This is a genomic window from Dactylosporangium sp. CS-033363 (assembly GCF_050942475.1).
In the GTDB taxonomy this organism is placed as follows: domain Bacteria; phylum Actinomycetota; class Actinomycetes; order Mycobacteriales; family Micromonosporaceae; genus Dactylosporangium.
This window is the reverse complement of sequence record NZ_CP192032.1, coordinates 740,397-759,836: the sequence shown is the minus strand read 5'-3', so window position 1 is coordinate 759,836 and position 19,440 is coordinate 740,397. Positions and strand designations below refer to the sequence as shown.

At 72.3% G+C, this 19,440-nt stretch carries 15 protein-coding genes; 6 read left to right on the top strand and 9 right to left on the bottom strand.

Annotated features, from left to right (window positions below; all coding sequences use genetic code 11):
• Positions 1–57 precede the first annotated feature (57 nt).
• Genes ACQPZ4_RS03585 through ACQPZ4_RS03575 form a run of 3 tightly spaced genes read left to right on the top strand, consistent with a single transcriptional unit; the run spans position 58 to position 1,691 of the window.
• Entirely contained in the window at positions 58–543 is a 486-nt protein-coding gene (locus ACQPZ4_RS03585) for an SRPBCC family protein (RefSeq protein WP_433056037.1), read from the top strand.
• Positions 544–603: 60 nt separating this feature from the next.
• Positions 604–1,173 (top strand): DNA-3-methyladenine glycosylase I, encoded by a 570-nt coding sequence (locus ACQPZ4_RS03580; protein ID WP_433056034.1) that lies wholly within the window; start codon positions 604–606, stop codon positions 1,171–1,173.
• 20 nt (positions 1,174–1,193) lie between these two features.
• Positions 1,194–1,691 carry a hypothetical protein gene (locus tag ACQPZ4_RS03575; RefSeq protein ID WP_433056031.1) on the top strand — a complete coding sequence of 166 codons (498 nt, stop codon included), beginning with the start codon at positions 1,194–1,196 and terminating at the stop codon, positions 1,689–1,691.
• A gap of 17 nt (positions 1,692–1,708) precedes the next feature.
• Here the strand turns inward: ACQPZ4_RS03575 and ACQPZ4_RS03570 are convergent, their stop codons facing one another.
• Together ACQPZ4_RS03570 and ACQPZ4_RS03565 are read right to left on the bottom strand one after the other, a co-directional pair.
• Complete coding sequence (locus ACQPZ4_RS03570) at positions 1,709–4,435, bottom strand: adenylate/guanylate cyclase domain-containing protein (RefSeq protein WP_433056028.1); 2,727 nt, start codon at positions 4,433–4,435, stop codon at positions 1,709–1,711.
• Positions 4,436–4,686: 251 nt separating this feature from the next.
• Complete coding sequence (locus ACQPZ4_RS03565) at positions 4,687–4,920, bottom strand: FmdB family zinc ribbon protein (RefSeq protein WP_433056025.1); 234 nt, start codon at positions 4,918–4,920, stop codon at positions 4,687–4,689.
• Between the two features lie 283 nt (positions 4,921–5,203).
• On the opposite strand from ACQPZ4_RS03565, the gene ACQPZ4_RS03560 reads away from it, so the two are divergent.
• Entirely contained in the window at positions 5,204–6,283 is a 1,080-nt protein-coding gene (locus ACQPZ4_RS03560; protein ID WP_433056022.1) for a lytic transglycosylase domain-containing protein, read from the top strand.
• Between the two features lie 138 nt (positions 6,284–6,421).
• Positions 6,422–7,423, top strand: a complete 1,002-nt coding sequence (locus tag ACQPZ4_RS03555; RefSeq protein ID WP_433056019.1) for an N-acetyltransferase family protein — start codon at positions 6,422–6,424, stop codon at positions 7,421–7,423.
• Positions 7,424–8,079: 656 nt separating this feature from the next.
• Here the strand turns inward: ACQPZ4_RS03555 and ACQPZ4_RS03550 are convergent.
• From ACQPZ4_RS03550 to ACQPZ4_RS03540, 3 genes are all read right to left on the bottom strand, one after another.
• A complete protein-coding gene (locus ACQPZ4_RS03550; RefSeq protein WP_433056016.1) occupies positions 8,080–8,946 on the bottom strand; it encodes a DUF3152 domain-containing protein in 867 nt (288 codons plus the stop codon).
• 228 nt (positions 8,947–9,174) lie between these two features.
• On the bottom strand, positions 9,175–11,262 hold the full coding sequence (locus ACQPZ4_RS03545; RefSeq protein WP_433056014.1) for a ThuA domain-containing protein: 2,088 nt from the start codon (positions 11,260–11,262) through the stop codon (positions 9,175–9,177).
• Positions 11,259–14,201 (bottom strand): PQQ-dependent sugar dehydrogenase, encoded by a 2,943-nt coding sequence (locus tag ACQPZ4_RS03540; RefSeq protein WP_433056011.1) that lies wholly within the window; start codon positions 14,199–14,201, stop codon positions 11,259–11,261. The genes ACQPZ4_RS03545 and ACQPZ4_RS03540 overlap by 4 nt, the downstream gene beginning before the upstream one ends.
• A 159-nt stretch (positions 14,202–14,360) precedes the next feature.
• Here ACQPZ4_RS03540 and ACQPZ4_RS03535 point away from each other — a divergent pair, with 159 nt between their 5' ends.
• Complete coding sequence (locus tag ACQPZ4_RS03535; RefSeq protein ID WP_433056008.1) at positions 14,361–15,011, top strand: TetR/AcrR family transcriptional regulator; 651 nt, start codon at positions 14,361–14,363, stop codon at positions 15,009–15,011.
• Positions 15,012–15,015: 4 nt separating this feature from the next.
• Here the strand turns inward: ACQPZ4_RS03535 and ACQPZ4_RS03530 are convergent, their stop codons facing one another.
• The 4 genes from ACQPZ4_RS03530 to pelF are packed head-to-tail and all read right to left on the bottom strand — an operon-like array spanning position 15,016 to position 19,440.
• A complete protein-coding gene (locus ACQPZ4_RS03530) occupies positions 15,016–15,954 on the bottom strand; it encodes an endo alpha-1,4 polygalactosaminidase (RefSeq protein WP_433056005.1) in 939 nt (312 codons plus the stop codon).
• Entirely contained in the window at positions 15,951–16,574 is a 624-nt protein-coding gene (locus ACQPZ4_RS03525) for a spherulation-specific family 4 protein (RefSeq protein ID WP_433056002.1), read from the bottom strand. The genes ACQPZ4_RS03530 and ACQPZ4_RS03525 overlap by 4 nt, the downstream gene beginning before the upstream one ends.
• Positions 16,571–18,013: a hypothetical protein gene (locus tag ACQPZ4_RS03520; protein ID WP_433055999.1), complete on the bottom strand. Its 1,443-nt coding sequence runs from the start codon at positions 18,011–18,013 to the stop codon at positions 16,571–16,573. The genes ACQPZ4_RS03525 and ACQPZ4_RS03520 overlap by 4 nt, the downstream gene beginning before the upstream one ends.
• Entirely contained in the window at positions 18,010–19,440 is a 1,431-nt protein-coding gene (pelF, locus tag ACQPZ4_RS03515; protein WP_433055996.1) for a GT4 family glycosyltransferase PelF, read from the bottom strand. The genes ACQPZ4_RS03520 and pelF overlap by 4 nt, the downstream gene beginning before the upstream one ends.

The window sequence follows — 19,440 nt, the reverse complement described above, 5'->3', positions numbered from 1 at the left end:
GATCTCCTCCCCCGCCGATGACGACGCCGACGAGCTGCGCCCCTCGCCGGTGGTGAAGTGACCGGCGGCGACGACGCCGAGGCGGAACGGCCCGGTCCCGGTGAGGTGACGGCCACGGTGATCGTGGCCGCACCCGCCGAGAAGGTCTTCGCCGCGCTCACCGACTGGTCGCGCCAGGGCGAGTGGATCCCGTTCACGACCGTGCGGGTGCTCTCCGGCGACGGCGGCGAGGGCAGCCAGATCGAGGCGGTCACGCAGGCCGGCCCGGTGCTGGTGCGCGACCTCATGCGGGTGGTGAAGGTCGACCCGCCGTTCGAGGTGCGGGTCGTGCACCACGGGAAGGTCCTGCGGGGTCCGGGCGTCCTCCGGTGTACCGCGCTGGGCCCGAACCGCACGCAGGTGGTCTGGCACGAGTGGTTCCAGCTGCCGGCCGGGAACGCGGGGCGGCTGGCGTGGCCGCTGCTCTGGCCCGGGTCCAAGGCCGGCCTCACGGGGGCCTTGCGGCGGTTCGCCCGGCTGGTGGAGGCCGGGAAGCTGCGGTAGGCGTTCTGCCGGGCTTTTTTGTCGGGCTTTTTTGTCGTACCCGGGCGGTAGCTTGCCCTCATGAGTGATGTGGTGGTGGGGGCGGACGGGCTGGCCCGGTGCGGATGGGGCGGGTCGACGCCGGACTACCTGGAGTACCACGACAACGAGTGGGGCCGGGAGATCCGCGACGACAACGGGCTGTTCGAGCGGATGAGCCTGGAGGCGTTCCAGTCCGGGCTGTCCTGGATCACGATCCTGCGCAAGCGCCCGTCGTTCCGCACGGCGTTCGCGGGCTTCGAGATCGAGAAGGTGGCCGCGTTCGGCGAGGCCGACGTGGACCGACTACTCGCCGACACCGGCATCGTGCGCAACCGCGCCAAGATCGAGGCGGCGATCGCCAACGCGCGGGCCGCGGCCGAGCTGCCGGGCGGGATCGCGGCCCTGCTGTGGTCGTTCGCGCCCTCGCCCAAGCCGGACCGCCCGGTGGACTTCTCCCACGTCCCGGCGGTGACGGCGGAGTCCAAGGCGATGGCCAAGGACCTCAAGAAGCGCGGCTTCCGCTTCGTCGGCCCGACCACGGCATACGCGCTGATGCAGGCGACCGGCATGGTCAACGATCACGTGGCCGGCTGCTTCGTACGAATCTGACGCCGTGATGCAATAAGGCAATGGCGAAGTGGGTGGTCGAGGTCTCCGAGGAGCAGTACGCGAACGAGCGGGTCTACGGGGCCGGTGATCTGACCGTCGACGGGCCCGCCCCCGGCGACGAGGCACTCCTGATCGCCGGCGGCTCCGAGCCGGTCGTGTTCGGGCTGGGCCGCGTCGACCGGGCGGGGCGGGTGCAGTACACGGTGAACCTGCTCGACGCTCCGCTGCCCGCCGGCGGGCTGCGGGCCGGGCCGCTCGACGAGGACGCCTACCTCGCGGTCGCCCGGCAGGTCGCGCCGCCGGCCGCTCCGGTCGCGCCGCGGCGGACGTACCTGGTGAGCGTGGACATGCCGATCGAGGCGAGCTCGCCCGGGGAGGCGGTGCGGGCGTTCTGGGGCTACGTGCGCGAACTGGGCCCCGCGGAGCTGCCGGCCTTCGTGTGGCCGGCGGGGGACGAGCTGGCGATGCAGGCGTACGTGCTGGGCGCCGAGGCCAACCAGGACCCCGAGGAGGAGTAGCGCCCCTACTCGACCGTCTACTCGACCGTCGAGAAGCGGATCGAGCCGGCCATGAGGTCCGGGTGCTCTATGGTCAGCGCCAGCGCCACCGACTCCTCCAGGCTCAGGGCGCCGCCCGCCGCGTAGGCGGTGTCGAAGGCCGCGTCGCCCATCGACGAGCGGAGGTCGGCCTGCTGGTCGGTCCAGTACGCGGCGAAACCGCCACTCGAGCAGCGCAGCCGGATGCGGGCCGACTGGGCCGCGCCGAACAGTTTGGCCGAGGTGTCCAGGTCGTCGGCCAGCGCGCAGCGGACCGCCACGGCGTTCAGCGTCTCGCAGACCCGCAGGTGGAAGCCGTGGGTCATCCGCGAGCGCAGGGCGACGATCAGGTGGTCGTGGGCCGCCACCAGGTCGCCGCGGGACAGGGCGACCATGCCCAGGAGCATGTCGACGGTACGGCGGCCGCGTTCCAAGGGGCGGCTGTTCTCCAGCGGGCGGGCGCTGGCCAGCAGGTCCGCCGCCTCGTCGAGGGCGCCGCGCCGCCACAGGAGCTGGGCCAGCGCGTACACGGCGGAGAGCGCCTCGCCGGCCACGCCCTGCTCGTCTGACCAGGTGATGATCTCGCGGGTGACCCGCTCGGCCTCGTCGGTGCGGCCCAGCTCGAGCAGCGGGGCGCCGCGGGCCGACAGGATGCGCGCGAGCAGGCCCGGATCGCCGGCCCGGCGGGCGGCCGCCTCGGCGCGCTGGGAGAAGCGCAGCTCCTCGACCGTCTCGCCGTCGGCGCCGGCGTGCAGGGAGTGCATGTGGTACGCCGCCGCCAGCTCGGCGTCGGGGACGGGCTCGCCGGTGGCGCTGATCCGCTCGTACAGGCGGAACAACCACATGCGGCCCTCGCGGACCAGGCCGCGCTCGCGCCACCACTGGTCCATCGAGCCGGCCAGCGCGAGCCCCTGCCGGGCCGAGCCCCGCGTCACCGTCCAGTGCAGGGCCGCACGCAGCTCATCGGCCAACGGATCCAGGGTGTACAGCGAGAGCGTCACCGGGCGCCCCTCGTTGTCGAGGTACGCGTCGTGGGCCGCCTGCAGGCACCAGACGACGTGCCGCTCCCGGGCCGACTCCTCCTCGCCCGCCTCCAGCAGCAGCCGGGCGGCGAACGCGCGGATGGGGTCGAGCATGCGGTACGTCGCGTTCGTGGCGCCGGCCTCGGCCTGCAGCAGCGACTTGTCGACCAGCGTGGCCAGCGGGTCGAGCGGGTCGCCGTCGTGCAGCCACTCGATCGCGGGCAGGTCGACCGGGCTGGCGAAGACCGACAGCCAGCGCAGCAGCTGGGCCGAGCGGGGGTCGAGGGTGCGGTACGACCAGTCGACCGCGGCCTGCATCGTGCGGTGCCGGTCGCTCAGCCCCGGCTCGGGGGCGGCGGCGCGCAGGCCGGCGTCGAGGGTACCCAGGACGTCGCCGATGCGGTCGGCGAGCTGAGGCGGCGAGAGCAGGCGCAGGCGGGCCGCGGCCAGCTCCAGGGCGAGCGGCAGCCCCTCCAGCGCCTTGGCCACCCGGGTGAGGTGGGCGATGTCGCCGGGCTCGACCGGGCGGCCGCCCCGGGCCGCGGAGGCGCGGTCGACGAGCAGGGCCACGGCGTCGCTGAAGCCGCCGCCGGAGGCCGCCTCGACCGACAGCGGCGGGATGCGCCACACCACCTCGCCGGGCAGGCCGAGCGGCTCGCGGGAGGTGGCCAGGACGTACACCTCGGGGCTCGCCGACAGCAGCCGGGACACCAGGCGGCGGGCGGCGGGCAGCTGGGCGTCCGACGTGTCGAGCAGGACGAGCAGGCGGCGGTCGCGCACGTGGTCCGCGATGGTCTGCACGACGGCGCGCCCGGGCTCGGGGCGCAGGCCCAGCGCGGCGGCGACGCTGACGTCGACCAGGTCGGCGGTGGCCACGGCGCTGAGGTCGGCGAACCAGACGCCGTCGCGGAACCGCTCGACGATCTCGCCGGCCGCCTCGACCGCGACCCGGGTCTTGCCCGCGCCGCCGGCCCCGACCACGGTGACCAGGCGGTGCCGGTTGATCAGATCGCGCACGGCGGCCCGCTCGGCGGCGCGGCCGATGAACCGGGTGGTCTGCACCGGCAGGTTGTGCGCGGGCGCGTCGATCGTGCGCGGGCGGGGGAACTGCCGGTCGAGGCCGGGCGCGACGAGCTGGAAGATCCGCTCGAAGCCGTCGAAGCCGCGCAGCCGGTGCAGGCCGAGGTCGAGCAGCCAGGCGCCGTCGCCGAGGGGGCCGTTCTCCAGGCTCGGGTCGGTCGGGTCGACCGGGGCGGCCGAGGACGACAGGCCGACGTGGGCGGCGGTCGCGGCCGAGCAGAGCACCTGACCGCCGTGCGCGGCCGCGGCGACCCGGGCGGCGCGATGGACCTCCGGGGAGGTGTACTCGCCGCCGTACGGCTCGGCGAATCCGGTGTGCAGGCCCATCCGGACCTTGGGGCGGGCCTCGGGGCTCGGCCACTCGTGGGCGGCGAGCGCGCGCTGGGCCTCGGCGCAGGCGGACAGGGCGAGGGCGGCGTCCGCGAACGCCACGAAGAGCGAGTCACCCTCCGTGAAAAGCTCCACACCGTCCGCTTTGGACAGTGCGCGGCGAATCACCTCCCGGTGCTCGTGGAGCACCGGCCGGTATCCCGCACCGAGCATCTGGGCCAAGCGCGTCGAGCCCTCGATGTCAGTGAAGAGGAAAGTCACCAGCCCGCTGGGCAGGTGCGTCCGCCCCGACACGTGAAACCTCCGCCGTCGTAATTCAGGCGAGCCCTATATTTCCCCAACCAAGAGACCTGCGCATCGTAGAAACGGTCGATCCCGGATTGGCCCTCCGGGGCGATCCGTGCTGGTCAGCAACGATGGCAGGCAAAGCTTGAGTGGGTTTCGCGTGACGTAACGACAACACTCCGGCAGCAGTTGTGGCACAACAGGACACAACATCAAAGCCGTTTCGACGGTTTATCGCGAAACTCATCCGTAACATTGTTTCAACAGCCGCAGGCCCCTCCGCAGCACCCGCCGCCGGACTGCCCGCCACCCGGGCCCGCGGACGTCCCGCCGACCGCGACCGCGGACGTCCCGCCGACCGCGACCGCGGACAGCAGCTTGACCGTGTCGTCATGCCCGGCGGGACAGGCGGTCTTCACGTTGGCTTCACGCATCGGTCGCTGGACCTCGAAGGTGTCACCGCAGGCCCGGCAGCGGTACTCGTAACGTGGCATTCCCACAGGCTATGCCACGCCGACACCTGCCGGTGAACTCGTCTCCGGCGGTCGCTCCGGGGCGGTTCGCGGGACGCTCTGCCTCGCCCGTCCGGGTGCAATACTGGTCCTCGTGGCACGCGACGACGAGACGCCTGATGCCGAGCGTCCGACCACAGTGGACATTGCTGGGGCTCCGGATTCGACCGCTCCTGCCTCGACCCCTTCTGCCGCGGCCGCTCCTGCCGCGGCCGCTATCCGGCCGCCTGTTCCTCGGGAGCCGGTCGACGAGCGGTCGATCCCGGTGGAGATCACCGCGCCCGATCTGAGCGTGGCCTCTTCTTCGGCCGTGACCTCTTCTTCGGCCGTGACCTCTTCTTCGGCCGTGGTCTCTTCTTCGACGGTGGCCTCTTCTCACGAGCCGAAGCATCTCGCGGAGGCGGGCAAGCGGCCGAGCTGGCTGGAGCTGCGGCGCTCGTCGTCGGTCGACGTGCTGGAGGCCGGGAACCCCAGGTGGGCGCGGTCCGAGGCGCGGCGGGAGCGGTTCGAGCGGATCAGGGCGCGGCCCGGGATCCGGTTCCTGCTGCCGGGCGTGCTGCTCGCGGTCCTGCTCGCCGCGGCCGGGACCGCCGGTGCCATGGTCGCCGGCGCCTCCAGGCCGAGCGCGGACGTCGCGGAGTCGGCGCCGGCACCGGGCGGTACAAATGGCGCACCTCCCATGACGGGAGCACCGGAAACCGGGCAGGCCCCGCGGCCGGAGGACCCGTCCGCCTCACCCACCTTCAGTCCCCCGCCGGGCACCCTGCAACGCCCCGCCGACGTGTACGGCGCGTGGGCGGCGAGCCGTTCCGTGCGGCTGGACGTCCCGGTGGTGGCGCTGCAGGCGTACGGGTACGCGGAGGCGGTGACCGCGCGGACGACACCGAAATGCCACCTGACGTGGACTACGTTGGCGGGGATCGGGAAGGTGGAGTCGGACCACGGCCGGACCAACGGTTCGGTGCTGCAGGACGACGGCCGCTCCGTGCCGCCCGTGGTGGGGCCGCCGCTGGACGGGCAGAACAACCGGCAGTCCGTGGCCGACACCGATCAAGGGACGATGGACAACGACCGGACCTGGGACCGCGCCGTCGGGCCGATGCAGTTCCTGCCGTCGACGTGGAAGCAGTACGGGCTGGACGCGGACGCGGACGGCGTGATCGACATCAACGACATCGACGACGCGGCGCTGACGGCGGCCAAGTTCCTGTGCGAGAACGGGCGGGACCTGGCCACGCTGGAGGGCTGGAACTCGGCGATCCACGCGTACAACGTGCCGGAGGAGTACCGGGCGGCCGTCTTCAACGCCACGAACGACTACGGACGCAAGGACCGGCAGAACTGATCATGGCCCGCGGGCCCGGTTGCGCTGCGTGGTCGGCGCAGGTCACGAGGGTGATCCACCAGCCCTGCGGGTAGATCAATGCCACGCTCTGCGCACTGGTACTTCCGCTCAGCCACAAACAAGGGCAGGCTTAGGACCGTGAAGGTGCGCGAGTGGGACCCAGGGACCGCGCCCGCGGCCGAACTCGAGGCGGTACTGCGGGCGCTGAACGACATCGTGACGGTCGATGTGCCCGAGGACCCGCCGTGGCGCGAGACGATGTTCCGGGAGTACCTGGGCGTCACCATGCCGGGCGAGCGGCGCACGTCGTGGCTGGCGACCACCGACGACGGTGCGCTGCTCGGGCACGCCAGCCTGCTCGCGCTCGAGGACATCGGCGTGCTGGAGCTGTCGGTCGTGCCGAGCGCCCGCCGCGGCCGGGTCGGCACCACGCTGCTGTCCGCCGTCGCGCGCCGGGCCGCCGAGGAGGGCTTCGAGTCCGTCGGCGTCGAGGTCATCGGCGGCACCCCGAGCGTCAAGTTCTTCGAGGCCCACGGCTTCGAGTGCGCGTTCATCGAGATGCGCAACCTGCTCGACCTCACCGGCGTCGACTGGCTGCGCCTGGGCGAGATGGCGGCCGGGATCGGGGCCGGCTACCGCATCGAGTACTACCCCGGCGGCCCGCCGCCGGAGCTCTACGCCGGCTACGCCCTCGCCAAGGAGGCCGCCCGCGCCGCGGTGGTCGACGACCTCGCGCTGCGCCCGAGCTCGTACGACTCCGAACGGCTGGCGGCAAGCCTGCGCACCCTGCACGCGCGCGGCCTGAAGCCCTACATCGTGCTGGCCGTCCACGAGCAGTCCGAGACGATCGCCGGCCTCACCGAGGTCGTCGTGCCGGCGCAGCGCCCGACGCGCGCGGACCAGTACGACACCATCGAGGTCCCCACCCACCGCGGCTACGGCATCAGCCGCGCGATCAAGGCCCGCATGCTCTTCGAACTCCGCGCGGCCGAGCCCCACCTGCTGGACGTGCAGACCTGGAACGCCCTGGAGAACGAGCCGCTGCTGCAGGTCAACGCCGAGCTGGGCTTCAAGCCGGACCGCGAGTGGCGCGAGTACGAGGCCGACGTCATCGACCTCCTGCGCCGGCTCAAGGGCTGACCTTCGACTCGCGCCGGCGGCAGGTCGGCTGGCGGCAGGTCGGCCATCGCCGGGGAGCCCAGCGCGGCGAACCGGCGGGCCGGTCGCGCCCGAGCTTGGGCTTCCTCGGCCGGCCCCGGAAGCGGTGGCCGCGGCGGCACGAGGGCTGACCTTCGACCCGCGCCGGCGGCAGCTCGGCCGGCGCCGGGGAGCTCAGCGCGGCAAACCAGCGGAGGCTGCTCGCGCCCAAGCTTGCGCTCCCCCAGCCGGTCCCCGAAGCGGTCGCCGCGGCGGCACGAGGGCTGACCTTCGACCCGCGCCGCCGTCAAGAGCCGACCTTCGACCTGCGCCGGCGGCAGGTTGGACAGGGCCGAGGAGCTCAGCGCGGCAGACCGGCGGAGGCCGCGGCAGCACGAGGGCTGACCTTCGACCCGCGCCGGCGCAAGGGCTGACCTTCGAACGAGTGGCGGCATGGCGAGGGCGGCAAACCCGGCTCCAGGACTTGGCGGCGACTGAGGACTGAGCGGCGATCGAGAAGGCGGCAACGCCCACGCAAGGAGGCGCAAATTCGGCCGTTCGGGGCCCCGCTGTCTTCTGTTTTCTTGGAACTGATGGTAGCTGGCGCGAAAAAATCGAGCCGACGATCATCACCCTCAGTGAATTCCAACTACGCGGCGTCAGCTCGCCGCCCACGGGCCCGTGACGAAGGTGCCGTCCGTGGTAAAGGGGTACGCGTTCGGTTTGCAGCCGTTCAACGCGATCGTCTGGGTCTGCATCACCGGGGCGACCTGGCCTGAGCCGGGGCACTTCATGTGGTCGAAGCCCAAGAAGTGGCCCATCTCGTGGAGGACCGTCATGGAGTGGAAGTCGATGCCCGCGGGGAAGCCGTCGATGCCCTTCAGCCAGCGGCGCAGGTTCAGCAGGATGGTCTTGCCGTAGCGGCAGGAGTAGATGCCCTGGGTGTTCACGCCTACCGATTTGCACAGTTTGTCCACGGTGCCGGGCGTGGCCAGCTTCAGGGTCACGTCATAGTCGGCGCCCGAGACGCGCTGGAATTTCCAGCTGGCGTTGCTGATCTTGTTGGGGGCGTACGTCACCGGGTGGTCGGCGGACTTGGTCCAGCCCTCCGGGGACGCCACCGCCCGGTCCACCTCCGTGGACAGGGAGGCCGTGGTCCAGACCTGGTTGTTGCCCCAGTTGATGCCGTTCTCCATCTCCACCCGGTATCGGACCAGGGTGCCGCCGGTGCCCACCACGTCCGTGCCGCCCGTTGCGACGGTGAAGGTGCCGCTCGCGGTGTTCGGGACGCCGTCGTTGGTGTTGGCCTTGCCGTTGCCCGTGTCGCCGCCCGGGTTCACGCGCTTGACCGTGGCCGAGGGCTTCGGGGTCGGGGACTTGGTCGGCGCGGGGGCCAGTTCGCCCACGCCCTCCAGCTGGCCTTCCGGGAACGGGTCGGTGCTGGCCGGGGCCTCGGCCAGTGGGGGGCCGGGAGGCGCGGACTCCGCGTGGGTGCCGCATGCCGTCAGCACGGACAGTAGTGCCACGCTCAGCCCTAGGTGTTTCGTTCGTGTCCCCAGCACGGGCCGAGCCTAGGGGAACTTCGCGAGAGATGGAGCCCCGCGATTGAATCCGTCACGGTAAGCAACGGACGAGAGGGGGCTGCGCGTCTAAGCACAGCCCCCAAAGCGTCCAAGCACAGCCCCAAAGCGTCCGAGCACAGCTCCAAAGCCTCCGAGCACAGCCCCAAAGCGTCCGAGCACAGCCCCAAAGCGTCAGGCTGGCAAGGTCCACTTCTGCGCGCTCGTACCGTTGCAGGTGTACAGCTGCACCACGGTGCTGTCCGCCGAGTTGCCGCCGGCCACGTCCAGGCACTTGGACGACTGCGGGTTGCGCAGGGAGCCGTCCGACTGTGCCGCCCAGTTCTGGGCGCCCGAGCCGTTGCAGGTCCAGAGCTGGATCTTGGCGCCGTTGGCCGAGCTGCCGCCCGAGATGTCCAGGCACTTGCCCAGGGCGCGCAGGGTCTGGCCGGAGACCGTCCAGCTCTGCGCGGTGGACCCGTTGCAGGTGTACAGCTGGATCTGCGTACCGTCCGCCGTGGCGCCGGAGCGCACGTCCAGGCACTTCGAGGCCAGGCCGCGAATCGGGCCGGTCACCGTGGAGCTGCCCTTGACGAACGTGAAGTCGTCCAGGTCGAACAGGCCGGTGCCGGTGCCGGTGAACGTCAGGTACACGTTCGCCGTGCCCGACGGGACGCCGGACAGGGCCGCGGTGACGTCCGCGTACGTGTCCCAGCTGCCGGTGTTCGGGACGTTCACCGTGCCCAGGATCGGGCCGGTGGTGGAGCCGGTGCGGACCTGGATCTGGCCGCCGGGGCCGCCGGAGACCACGCGCGCCTTGAACTGCGTGGCGCCGCCGACGTTCAGGCCGTTGTACGCCGCCCAGTCGCCCGGCTCGATGTAGCCGAGGGTCTGGCCGTTGTGGGCGCCGGCCTTCGTGTACGGCTGGACGCCGGACGCGGAGGAGAACAGCTCGGCCTGGACGGTGTCCGCCGCCGGAGCCGAAGCATCCCTGATGCGGACGTTGCGGAAGGAAACCTGGTCACCCGAGCCGTGGTTCTGGATGCCGATGTACCCGTCGAGGTTGCGCGCCGGATCCGTGTTCGTGAAGTCGTTGATCAGCGATCCGTTGAGGTACACCCGCAGTCGCTGACCCTCGACCAGGATCTCGTAGGTGTTCCACGCGCCGGGCGGGTTGAGCGCGGCGTCGCGGGCGGCGATGTTGGCCGACTGGAAGTTGTAGATCGCGCCGGTGGTGTGGTCGGGCGTGTCGGTGGCGTCGATCTGGATCTCGTACCCCTGGTTGATCGCGATGTTCGGATCGGTGCCCGGGTTGGGGAACCCGACGTAGACGCCCGAGTTGCTGTCCCCCGTGATCCGGAAGTCGGCCTTGAGCGAGTACGACGTGCCGAACTGCTTCGCGGAGTACCAGAACAGGCCGAGCCCGCCGGTCGAGGACAGCGTGGCGTCCGAATTGGTGAAGCTGCCCGGGCCGGCCTGCGACCAGCCGGTGGTGGAGCCGTTGTAGAGCGGCGAGTAGCCGGTCTCGGGACGGCAGTCGGCCTGCGCCCGCTTCGAGGCGTACCGGATGCCGCCGAGCAGCTGGCTCCGGAAATTCGAATCCGCGTAGGACTCCTGCGTGTGCCCGAAGCCGGTGTAGAACGAGCGGCCGGAGTCGATCGTCTTGCACCAGGTGATCGGGTGGTCGCCGCCCATGGTGCCGCCGGAGTACGACGACTCGTCGAGCGTGGCCAGCACGTGCGCGGTCGCGCGCGGGTTGGTCTGGTAGTTGTACAGCTCGTCCGTGCGCGTCCACACCTGCGGCAGGTGCGAGGTGGCCGGGTTCGCGCGGTCCTCGGTGCGCGAGTTGACCTGCTGGATCGCCGGGTGCGAGGCGAACCAGGCCCCGACCAGCTGACCGTAGAACGGCCACGAGTACTCGGTGTCGGCCGCCGCGTGGACGCCGACGTAGCCGCCGCCCCCGCGGATGTACGACTCGAACGCCGTCTGCTGCGCGTCGTTGAGCACATCGCCGGTCGTCGACATGAACACGACGGCCTCGTACGGCGCCAAACCGGCGGTGGTGAAGACGGACGCGTCCTCGGTGGCGGTCACCGTGAAGTTGTTCGCCGCCCCCAGGTCGCGCACGGCCTGGATGCCGGCCGGAATCGCGTCGTGCCGGAAGCCCGCAGTCTTGGAGAAGACCAGGACGTCATACGCGGGGTCCGCGGCCTGAGCAGCGGGCGCGCCCACGAGCAACGAACCGACCAGGACGGCGGCGAACGTCAAAGCGCGGATTTTCATGGCATCGTCCACTTCTGCGCGCTCGTGCCGTTGCAGGTGTACAACTGCACGACCGTGCTGTCGGCACTGTTCGCCCCGGCCACGTCCAGGCACTTGCCCGAGGCCGGGTTCTTCAGCGAGCCGTCGGCCTGCGGCACCCAGTTCTGCGCGCCGCTGTTGTTGCAGGTCCACAGCTGGATCTTGGTGCCGTCCGCGGTCGCGCCGGCCGAGATGTCCACGCACTTGCCGAGGACCTTGAGCTGCTGGCCGACCTGGGCGACGACCTGCGCGGCGGTGCCGTTGCAGGTGTAGATCTGCATCTGGGTGCCGTCGGCGCTGGCCGCGCCGCGGGCGTCGAGGCACTTGCCGGCCAGACCCTTGACCGGGCCGGTGCCGTTGCCGCCCGCGCCGGTCGTGAAGGTGAAGCTGTCCAGATCGAACAAGGCCGCGGTGGTACTGCCGGCAAAGGTCAGGTACAGCGAGGTCGTTCCGGCGGGCGCATTGCTGATCGAGCCGCTGACCGTCGTGAACGTCTCCCAGGAGCCGGTCACCGGCACGGTCGCCGAGCCGATGATCGTGCCCGTCGGCGAGCCGGTGCGCAGCTGCAGCGTGCCGCCCGCGCCGCCCGAGGAGGCCCGCGCGGTGAACGAGGTGGCGTTGTTCAGCTTGTACGGCTCGAACCCGATCCAGTCGCCGTTGTTGATGTTGCCGACGGTCTTGCCGCCCTCGGCCGTCGTCTTGGTGAACTGGTCGACGCCGGAGAAGGTCTTGTAGAACTCGGCCTGGCGGTAGCGGGGCGCCATGATGCTCTGCGCGTGGACGGTCAGCCCGCCCTTGTCGGTGTACTGCGCGTCGAAGATCGGGAAGATGTTCGAGGCGGAGTCGTGCTCCCCGTCGACCGGGATGGTGATCGTGCCCGCGCAGCCGGTCTGCGACGTGATCGCGTGCGCGTGCTGGTCGTGGCCGAGCACGTAGGTCATGGTGACCTTGGTGCAGTCGATCGGGCCGTCCTCGGGGTCGGTCACCGTGACGCTCCACGGCACCGAGTCGCCGAACGACACCAGCTGGCCGGGCTTCGGGCCGTGGATGGTGACCGTCGGCGCGGTGTTGCCGACGCTGATGGTGACGTTGGCGGTGCCGATCGCGCCCTGCGGGTCCTTGGCCGTCAGGGTCACCGAGTACGTGCCGTTGGCGGTGAAGGTGTGTGAGGGGTTGGCCGCGGTCGAGGTGCCGCCGTCGCCGAACGTCCACGCGTAGGTCAGCGCCCCGCCCTCGGGGTCGCTGGAGCCCGACGAGGAGAAGTTCACGGCCAGCGGGGCCGAGCCGGAGGTGACGTTCGCGCTCGCGTTGGCGATCGGGGCGCGGTTGCCGCCGGCGCCGACGTAGTCGTAGCGGTACAGCGCCGAGTTGAGGTCGCCGTTGAAGTAGCCGGTGCCGTAGTCCAGGACGTAGAGCGACCCGTCCGGGCCGAACTGCATGTCCATGACCTGCTTGCCGTTCCACGGGAAGTTGTCGATCGCCCCGCGCGAGCCGTCAGCGTTGATCTTGATCGGCTTGATCCAGCCGCGGCCGAACTCGCCGGCGAAGAACTGCCCGTCGAGGGACTGCGGGAACTTCGTGGTCGACGGGTTGGCCGCGTCGTAGTGGTACACCGGGCCGGCCATCGGCGACTCGGAGCCGCCGCCGAACTCGGTCGGGCTGCCGGCGTCGCCGCCGTAGCGGATCCAGGCCGGCTTGGCCGCGGGCAGGGTGCCCAGGCCGGTGTTGCGGAACGAGTTGTTGGTCGGGCCGCCGGTGCAGTTGAACTTCGCGCCGGTCGAGTTGGTGGCGAAGTTCCACTCGTTGTAGGTCTCGGTGGCCGTGTTCGTGCCGGTGCAGTACGGCCAGCCGAAGTTGCCCGGCGCCGTGATCCGGTTGAACTCGACCTGGCCGGACGGGCCGCGGTTGGCGTCGGTGGCGCCGGCGTCGGGGCCGTAGTCGCCGACGTAGACGATGCCGGTGGCCTTGTCCACGGTCATGCGGTACGGGTTGCGGAAGCCCATCGCGTAGATCTCGGGCCGCGTGTTCGCGGTGCCGGGGGCGAAGAGGTTCCCGGCCGGGATCGAGTACGTCCCGTTGGCGTTGACCTTGATCCGCAGGATCTTGCCGCGCAGGTCGTTGGTGTTGCCGGCGGAGCGCTGGGCGTCGTACGCCGGGTTGCGGTCGGTGCGCTCGTCGATCGGCGCGTAGCCGGCCGAGTCGAACGGGTTGGAGTCGTCGCCGGTGGACAGGTAGAGGTTGCCCTGGGCGTCGAAGTCGAGGTCGCCGCCGACGTGGCAGCACATGCCCCGGTTGGCCGGGACGTCGAGGATGTCGACCTTGCTGGCCGTGTTCACGGTGAAGTCGGCGTTCAGCGTGAAGCGGGACAGCCGGTTGACGCCGGTCCAGGTGGCCCAGGTGGCGGCGGTGCCGGTGGCGGGCGCGTCCCCGGCCGGGGTGCTCAGCGGCGGGGCGTAGTACAGGTAGACGTACCGGTTGCTGCTGAAGTTCGGGTCCGCGGCGACGCCCTGCAACCCCTCCTCGTCGTGGGTGTAGACGGGGATGGTGGCGATGACCGACGTGGTGCCGGCGGCGTCGGTGCGGCGCAGGGTGCCGTTGCGCGCGGTGTGCAGGACCGACCGGTCGGGCAGCACGGAGATGGCCAGCGGCTCGCCCACCTCGGGCTCGCCCTTGGCCAGGGTCACCTGCTGGAAGTCGGCGGCGTTGATGGCCGCCTCCGCGGGCGTGGCGGGCGCCGCGGCGAGGGTGAAGGCGGTGGCAGTGACGCTGGAAGCAACGAGAATCAGGGCCGCCGAAATTGGCCGCCATCGATGCCTGGAGGGTTGCAGGTCCACGGGGTGTCCCTTCCTGACGTGGTGATGTGCCAGGCAGGGCGCGCGCCGCCGCGCCGGATGCCAAAGCGACCCGGGGCGCCGCCGCATCCGGTGCCGTCCGGATACATTGATGAAACACCCTGGTGTCGTGGGGGACACACTAGGGGCTTTAGCTACGGCTGTCCATACTTTGGTTCGCCGATGCCCGAACTTTTGCTGGAGCAGCTAAAAGCCACCGAAAACGATCGCGGCGAATATGCTGTAGCCATGGGGGCTCAGGGGGGACTGCGCAGCGACGCCGAGCGCAACCGGCGGCAGTTGGTGGAGACCGCGAAGGTGGTCTTCGCCGAGCGTGGGCTGGGTGCGCCGCTGGACGAGATAGCCCGGCGGGCCAAGGTCGGCAACGCCACGCTGTACCGCCGCTTCCCCAGCCGGGGCCTGCTCGTCGCCGCGGTGTTCGCCGACGCGCTGCAGGACGTCGTGGACGCGACCGAGCGGGCGCTGAAGGTCGAGGACCCGTGGGAGGCGTTCGCCGAGCACCTCACGTTCCTGTGCGAGGCGCAGGCGGGCAACCGGGCGTTCGCGGATCTGCTGGTCGCGATCGCGTCCGCGGTACCGGAGCTGGAGAGCCTGCGCGGGCGCGCCTATCACGGGCTGGCCGAGCTGATCGACCGGGCCCGGGCGGCCGGGGTGCTGCGCCCGGACTTCCGGCACACCGATGTGGTGCCGGTGCTGATGGCCAACGCGGGCCTGGCCGAGCGGACCGCGGAGCACGCCCCGGCGGCCTGGCGGCGCCAGCTCGGCTTCACCCTGGCCGGCCTGCGAGCGCCCGGCGAGACCGTGGACGCCCCGGCCGACCACGTCGGCATCCTGCGGGCCATGCACGCCCTGGCCGAGCGCAACGGGCTGGCGGGCTAGGCCGTCAGCAGGTCTCGCGCCAGGCGTCGAGGTCCATCTTCTTCTTCATGGACGAGAAGCGCAGCGGCTTCGTCTTGCCACAGAAGGTACCGGTGGATCCCTCGTATTCGACGTGGAAGACGGGCTTGCCGGCGTCGGTGAACACCTTGAGGTCGGCGCACTCGTCGTAGTGCGCGCACTCCTCGTTGACCGCGAAGTCGAAGGCCGGGGCGAGCGCGGCGGCCTGCTCGACGTCGTTCTTGAGCCCCACCCCGAGGCCGGTGCGGTGGGCCAGGTCCGCCACCCGCCGGTTGAAGGTCAGCTGGTCGGCCGCGGTGAGCGGGAAGCCGCTGCTGTTGCTGTAGCCGTCCACGTTGTCCGGCTCGACGGCGTCGAAGCCCTTGTCCCGGCACTGCTTGAACCGGGCGGTCAGCAGCGGCTCGAGCACGTCCCAGCGCCGGATGTCGAGCCACTTCTCCCCCGGCCAGCCGTCCAGGCCCTTGCCCTGCACGGACTCCGGGAAATTCTTGGCGTCGGCGCGGAAGTCCTCGTGCGCGCCCACGTTGACGTAGCAGATGACGTGCCGGCCGGCCGACTTGAGCGCGGCCACGTCCGAGGCGGCGGTGTTGGCCCCGTCGACGTCGTACACCTCGGCCTGGACCGACTTGTCCAGCGTCCCGGTCAGCTGCCACTGCCAGGTCATCCCCACCGCCGGCTTCCACCAGCCGCCCGGCGGCGGGGGCGGGGCGGCGGTGCCGGACGGGCCGGCCGACGCCGGCGGGGACGCCGAGGCCGAGCCGAGTCCGTCCGCATAGGACGGTCCGACCCCGCCGGTGCCCGGTGCGTGCGAGCCGGGGCCGCCGAGGTCGCGGCCGTGCTGGTCGCCGCCGGTGCACGCGGCGGCGTAGAGCACGGCCACCGCGACCAGGCCGAGCAGCAGCGCGCGCAGCCGGCGGGAGGTCACCTTGCCGCCGCCCGGGCCCGCAGCGAGCTCGGCACGCCCTGGTACGGCAGCGGCGCCGCCAGGTCGGTCACCAGCCCGTGCCCGGCCCGGCGCAGCAGCAGCGCGCCCGCCTCGCCCAGCCGCGCGGTCGGCACCCCGTAGACGAGGTGCGCGGCGTTGGGCCAGTCGCGCTCGGCGGGCTGGGCGGCGTAGGTCTCCCATGGCCCCTCGAACGTACACACCAGGTCGGCGAGGGCGGCATAGCCGGGCAGGCAGCGGGTGCCGGGGTTGAGCACCACACAGCCGCGCACCGCGCGCACCACCTGGGTCACGTAGGCGAGCCCCGCCGCGTCGGACGGGACCTGGTCGAAGAAGATGCCGCCGACCGGGTACTGCGACCAGCCCACGATGTCGCACCAGACCTCGCCGTTGGCGCGCTCGCCGTAGCCGAGGTCGACGTAGCCGAGCATCCGCACGCCGGCCTCGTGCAGGCGCGCGGTCGCGGCGGTGTAGACCTCGTCGCGGCCCGCGCCGGGTCCATTGTGGACGTTCACGACCGTCCAGCAGGCGCCGCCCCGGGGCAGCGCGTCCCAGGCCTCGGGGTCGACCAGCGGGTGGACGTACAAAGGCAGCAGCATCATTCTCGGTAACTCTCCGGATCGCGCAGGACGAGCGCGGCGACGGCGAGACCGGGCAGGCCGGCTCCCAGCAGGGTCGCCACGGCGAGGGTTTCGGTGAACGCGGGCGCCACGTGGACCAGGGCCGGGGCCCAGTGCCCGACGCCCGTGACGAGCAGCGCCGGCCACCACACGACGATCGCGGCGGTGCCGGCGCGGCCGTGCGAGGCGAGCACCAGGCACAGCGCGTAGACGGCCATGAGCAGCACGGCGGCGGCGAAGGACTGCCCGCGGGCGAGCAGCCCGGACCACACCGCGCCGGCGATGGCCGCGCCCGCCACGACCGGCACGGCGAGCACGGCGACGGTGCCGGCGCTGATCGACCCCAGCCGGCGGTCAAACGCGAACCGGTCGGCCAGGCCGGCCCGGGCGGCGGCGATGCGGCGCTGGTGCCAGACCAGGGTCAGTTCCATCAGCGGTACCCCGAGCAGCAGCGGCACCGCCGCCAGCGGGACCCGGTGCGGGGCGATCCCGTCCAGCGCGACCGTGCGCAGCAGCGCCGCCTGGCCGGTGCCGACCAGCCCGTAGAGGGCCGCGTAGCCGACGTCGTGCCGCCACGAGCGCCAGCGCCGGCGGGTGATCCGGCGCGGCCGCCGCTCGCGCAGCACCGGCCAGTACGCCACCGCCACGAGCACCGCGACGCAGGCGAGCAGCGCGCCGATGCCCAGGCCGTAGCGCAGCCCGGCGGTCGCGATCCAGCAGGGCGCGACGGCCCCGATCACCGCCCGCTCGCGGTTGGTCACCAGGGTCACCCCGGCCACGGCGAACAGGGCGAGCTGGACGGCGGCGACGACGTACGCGCGGCCGCCCTCGCCGATGAGCACCAGCGCCCACAGCGCGGCCAGGGCGAGGAAGCCGGTGCCGAGCAGCCGGGCGGCGGCGGTGCGGCCGCGCTCGGACAGCGCGCGGTAGCCCAGGTAGGACAGGGCCTGCCCGCCGCCCCAGCCGAGGATCAGGGTGCCGGTGGTGGCCAGGGCCGGCACACCGTCCACTTCGGACGACGCGCCGATGCCGATGGCGAGCGGGGTCAGGTAGATCAGGGCGCGCAGGAGCGTGTCGGCGACCACCTTGGCCGCGCCGGGGCCCTCGGGCGGGACCGGGCGGAGCTGCTGGGTGTCGGCCGCGTCGAGGGTCCGGGCGACGACCCGGCCGGCTAGGGCGAAGACGGACTTCTCGCCGTACTCGCGGTCGGCGACCCGGTCGTTGATGCCGTTGGCCTCCAGGATGGCCGCGATCTCGTCGATGTCGACCGCGGCCAGGCAGTCGTCGCGCATCTTGTCGGCGAGCGCGGCGACCGGATCGGTGGCAACCCGGCCCACGTACCGCAAGGGCTCCGGCCGGTCGAGTTCGCTGGGCCGGGCCCGCCGCTGTGCGGGGACAACGACCAGCGAGTCTCCGCTCACGCCAGCACCAGGTCCACAGTGGACCCGACCAGGGCGTGGTAGCGGGCGCGGTACGCGGACAGGCAGCGGTCCAGGGTGTGCTCGGCCAGGGCCTGCTCGCGTCCACTGTGGCCGATCGCGGCCCGGAACTCGGCCGAGGACAGGAACGCCACGCAGGCGGCGGCGAACGCGGCCGGGTCGCGCGGCGGCACCACGAGGCCCGCGTTGCCCACGGCCTCGGCCACGCCGCCGACGTCGGTGCTGACCGTGGGCCGGCCGCACATCATCGCCTCCAGCACGGTGTACGGCATCCCCTCGGAAATGCTCGACAGCGCCGCCACCTGGCCCACGGCGAACGCGTCCCGGCTGGTCCGGCACGGCCCGGCCCAGGTCACCGCGGCGGTCAGGCCGAGCCCGGCGGCGACCGCGCGGCAGTCGGCGGCGTAGGACTCGTTGCCCTCCGGGACCGGGCCGGCCAGGTGCAGCCGGGCGTCGGGGATCGACTCGCGGACGATGGCGAGCGCGCGGATGAGCGTCTCCAGGTCCTTGAGCGGGTCGATCCGCCCGACCCAGGAGATGACCGGCTCGTCGGGCTCGCCGGTCAGCGGCGGGAAGCGGTCCGGGTCGACGCCGTTGCCGATGACGGCGAGCTTGGCCGGGTCGGCGCCGTGGCGCACCGCCCACCGCGCGTTGAAGCCGCTGACCGGGGTGACCAGGTCGGCCTCCCAGTACGCCAGCCGCGCCAGGGCCCGGTGGAAGCGCAGCAGCGCCGTCTTCACCCCGGGCGAGCGGGGGCCGGCGGCGAGGTAGCGCTCCCGCAGGTACACCCCGTGCTCGGTCATCAGGAACGGCACCCCGAGCCGCCACTTCGCCGCGAGGGCCACCATCGCCGAGAGGCCGTTGGCGTTGGCGTGCACGAGCTGGGCGTCCTCCGGCAGCGGGGCGGCGAGCGGGCGGAGGGCGTGCTCGAGCAGGACCGCGGCCTCGTCGGCCTCGAGCAGGGTGAGCCGGGGCAGCCGGATGCCGTCGCCGGCCGCCCGCGCCCAGGCGTCCAGCAGCACGTCGGCCAGGCCGGACCCGGCGAGCGGGTGGCGGCCCACTCGCCGGCCGAACCGGGTGCGCCCGACGGCCAGGCCGGCCAGCGCCCGCAGGCCCTCGGCGAACAGGACCAGGTCGGCCGGGGAGTCGCCGAGCATGCCGCGGCACAGCAGCCCGGCGGCGCGCTCGGGGCGGCCGCGGGCGGGGCGGGCCGGGCCCCAGACCGGCACCGCGCGCAGCGACCGGACGTTGCCGGGCAGCTCGATCGCGGGCCGGTCGGGCTCGGTCCCGACGATGGCGACCAGGTCCCACTCCACTTCGGACAGTCCGCGCACCAGCTGGTCGCACCAGGTGGTGACGCCGCCGGTGGCGTAGGGGTAGGTGCCTTCGTTGACGAGGACGACGCGCAC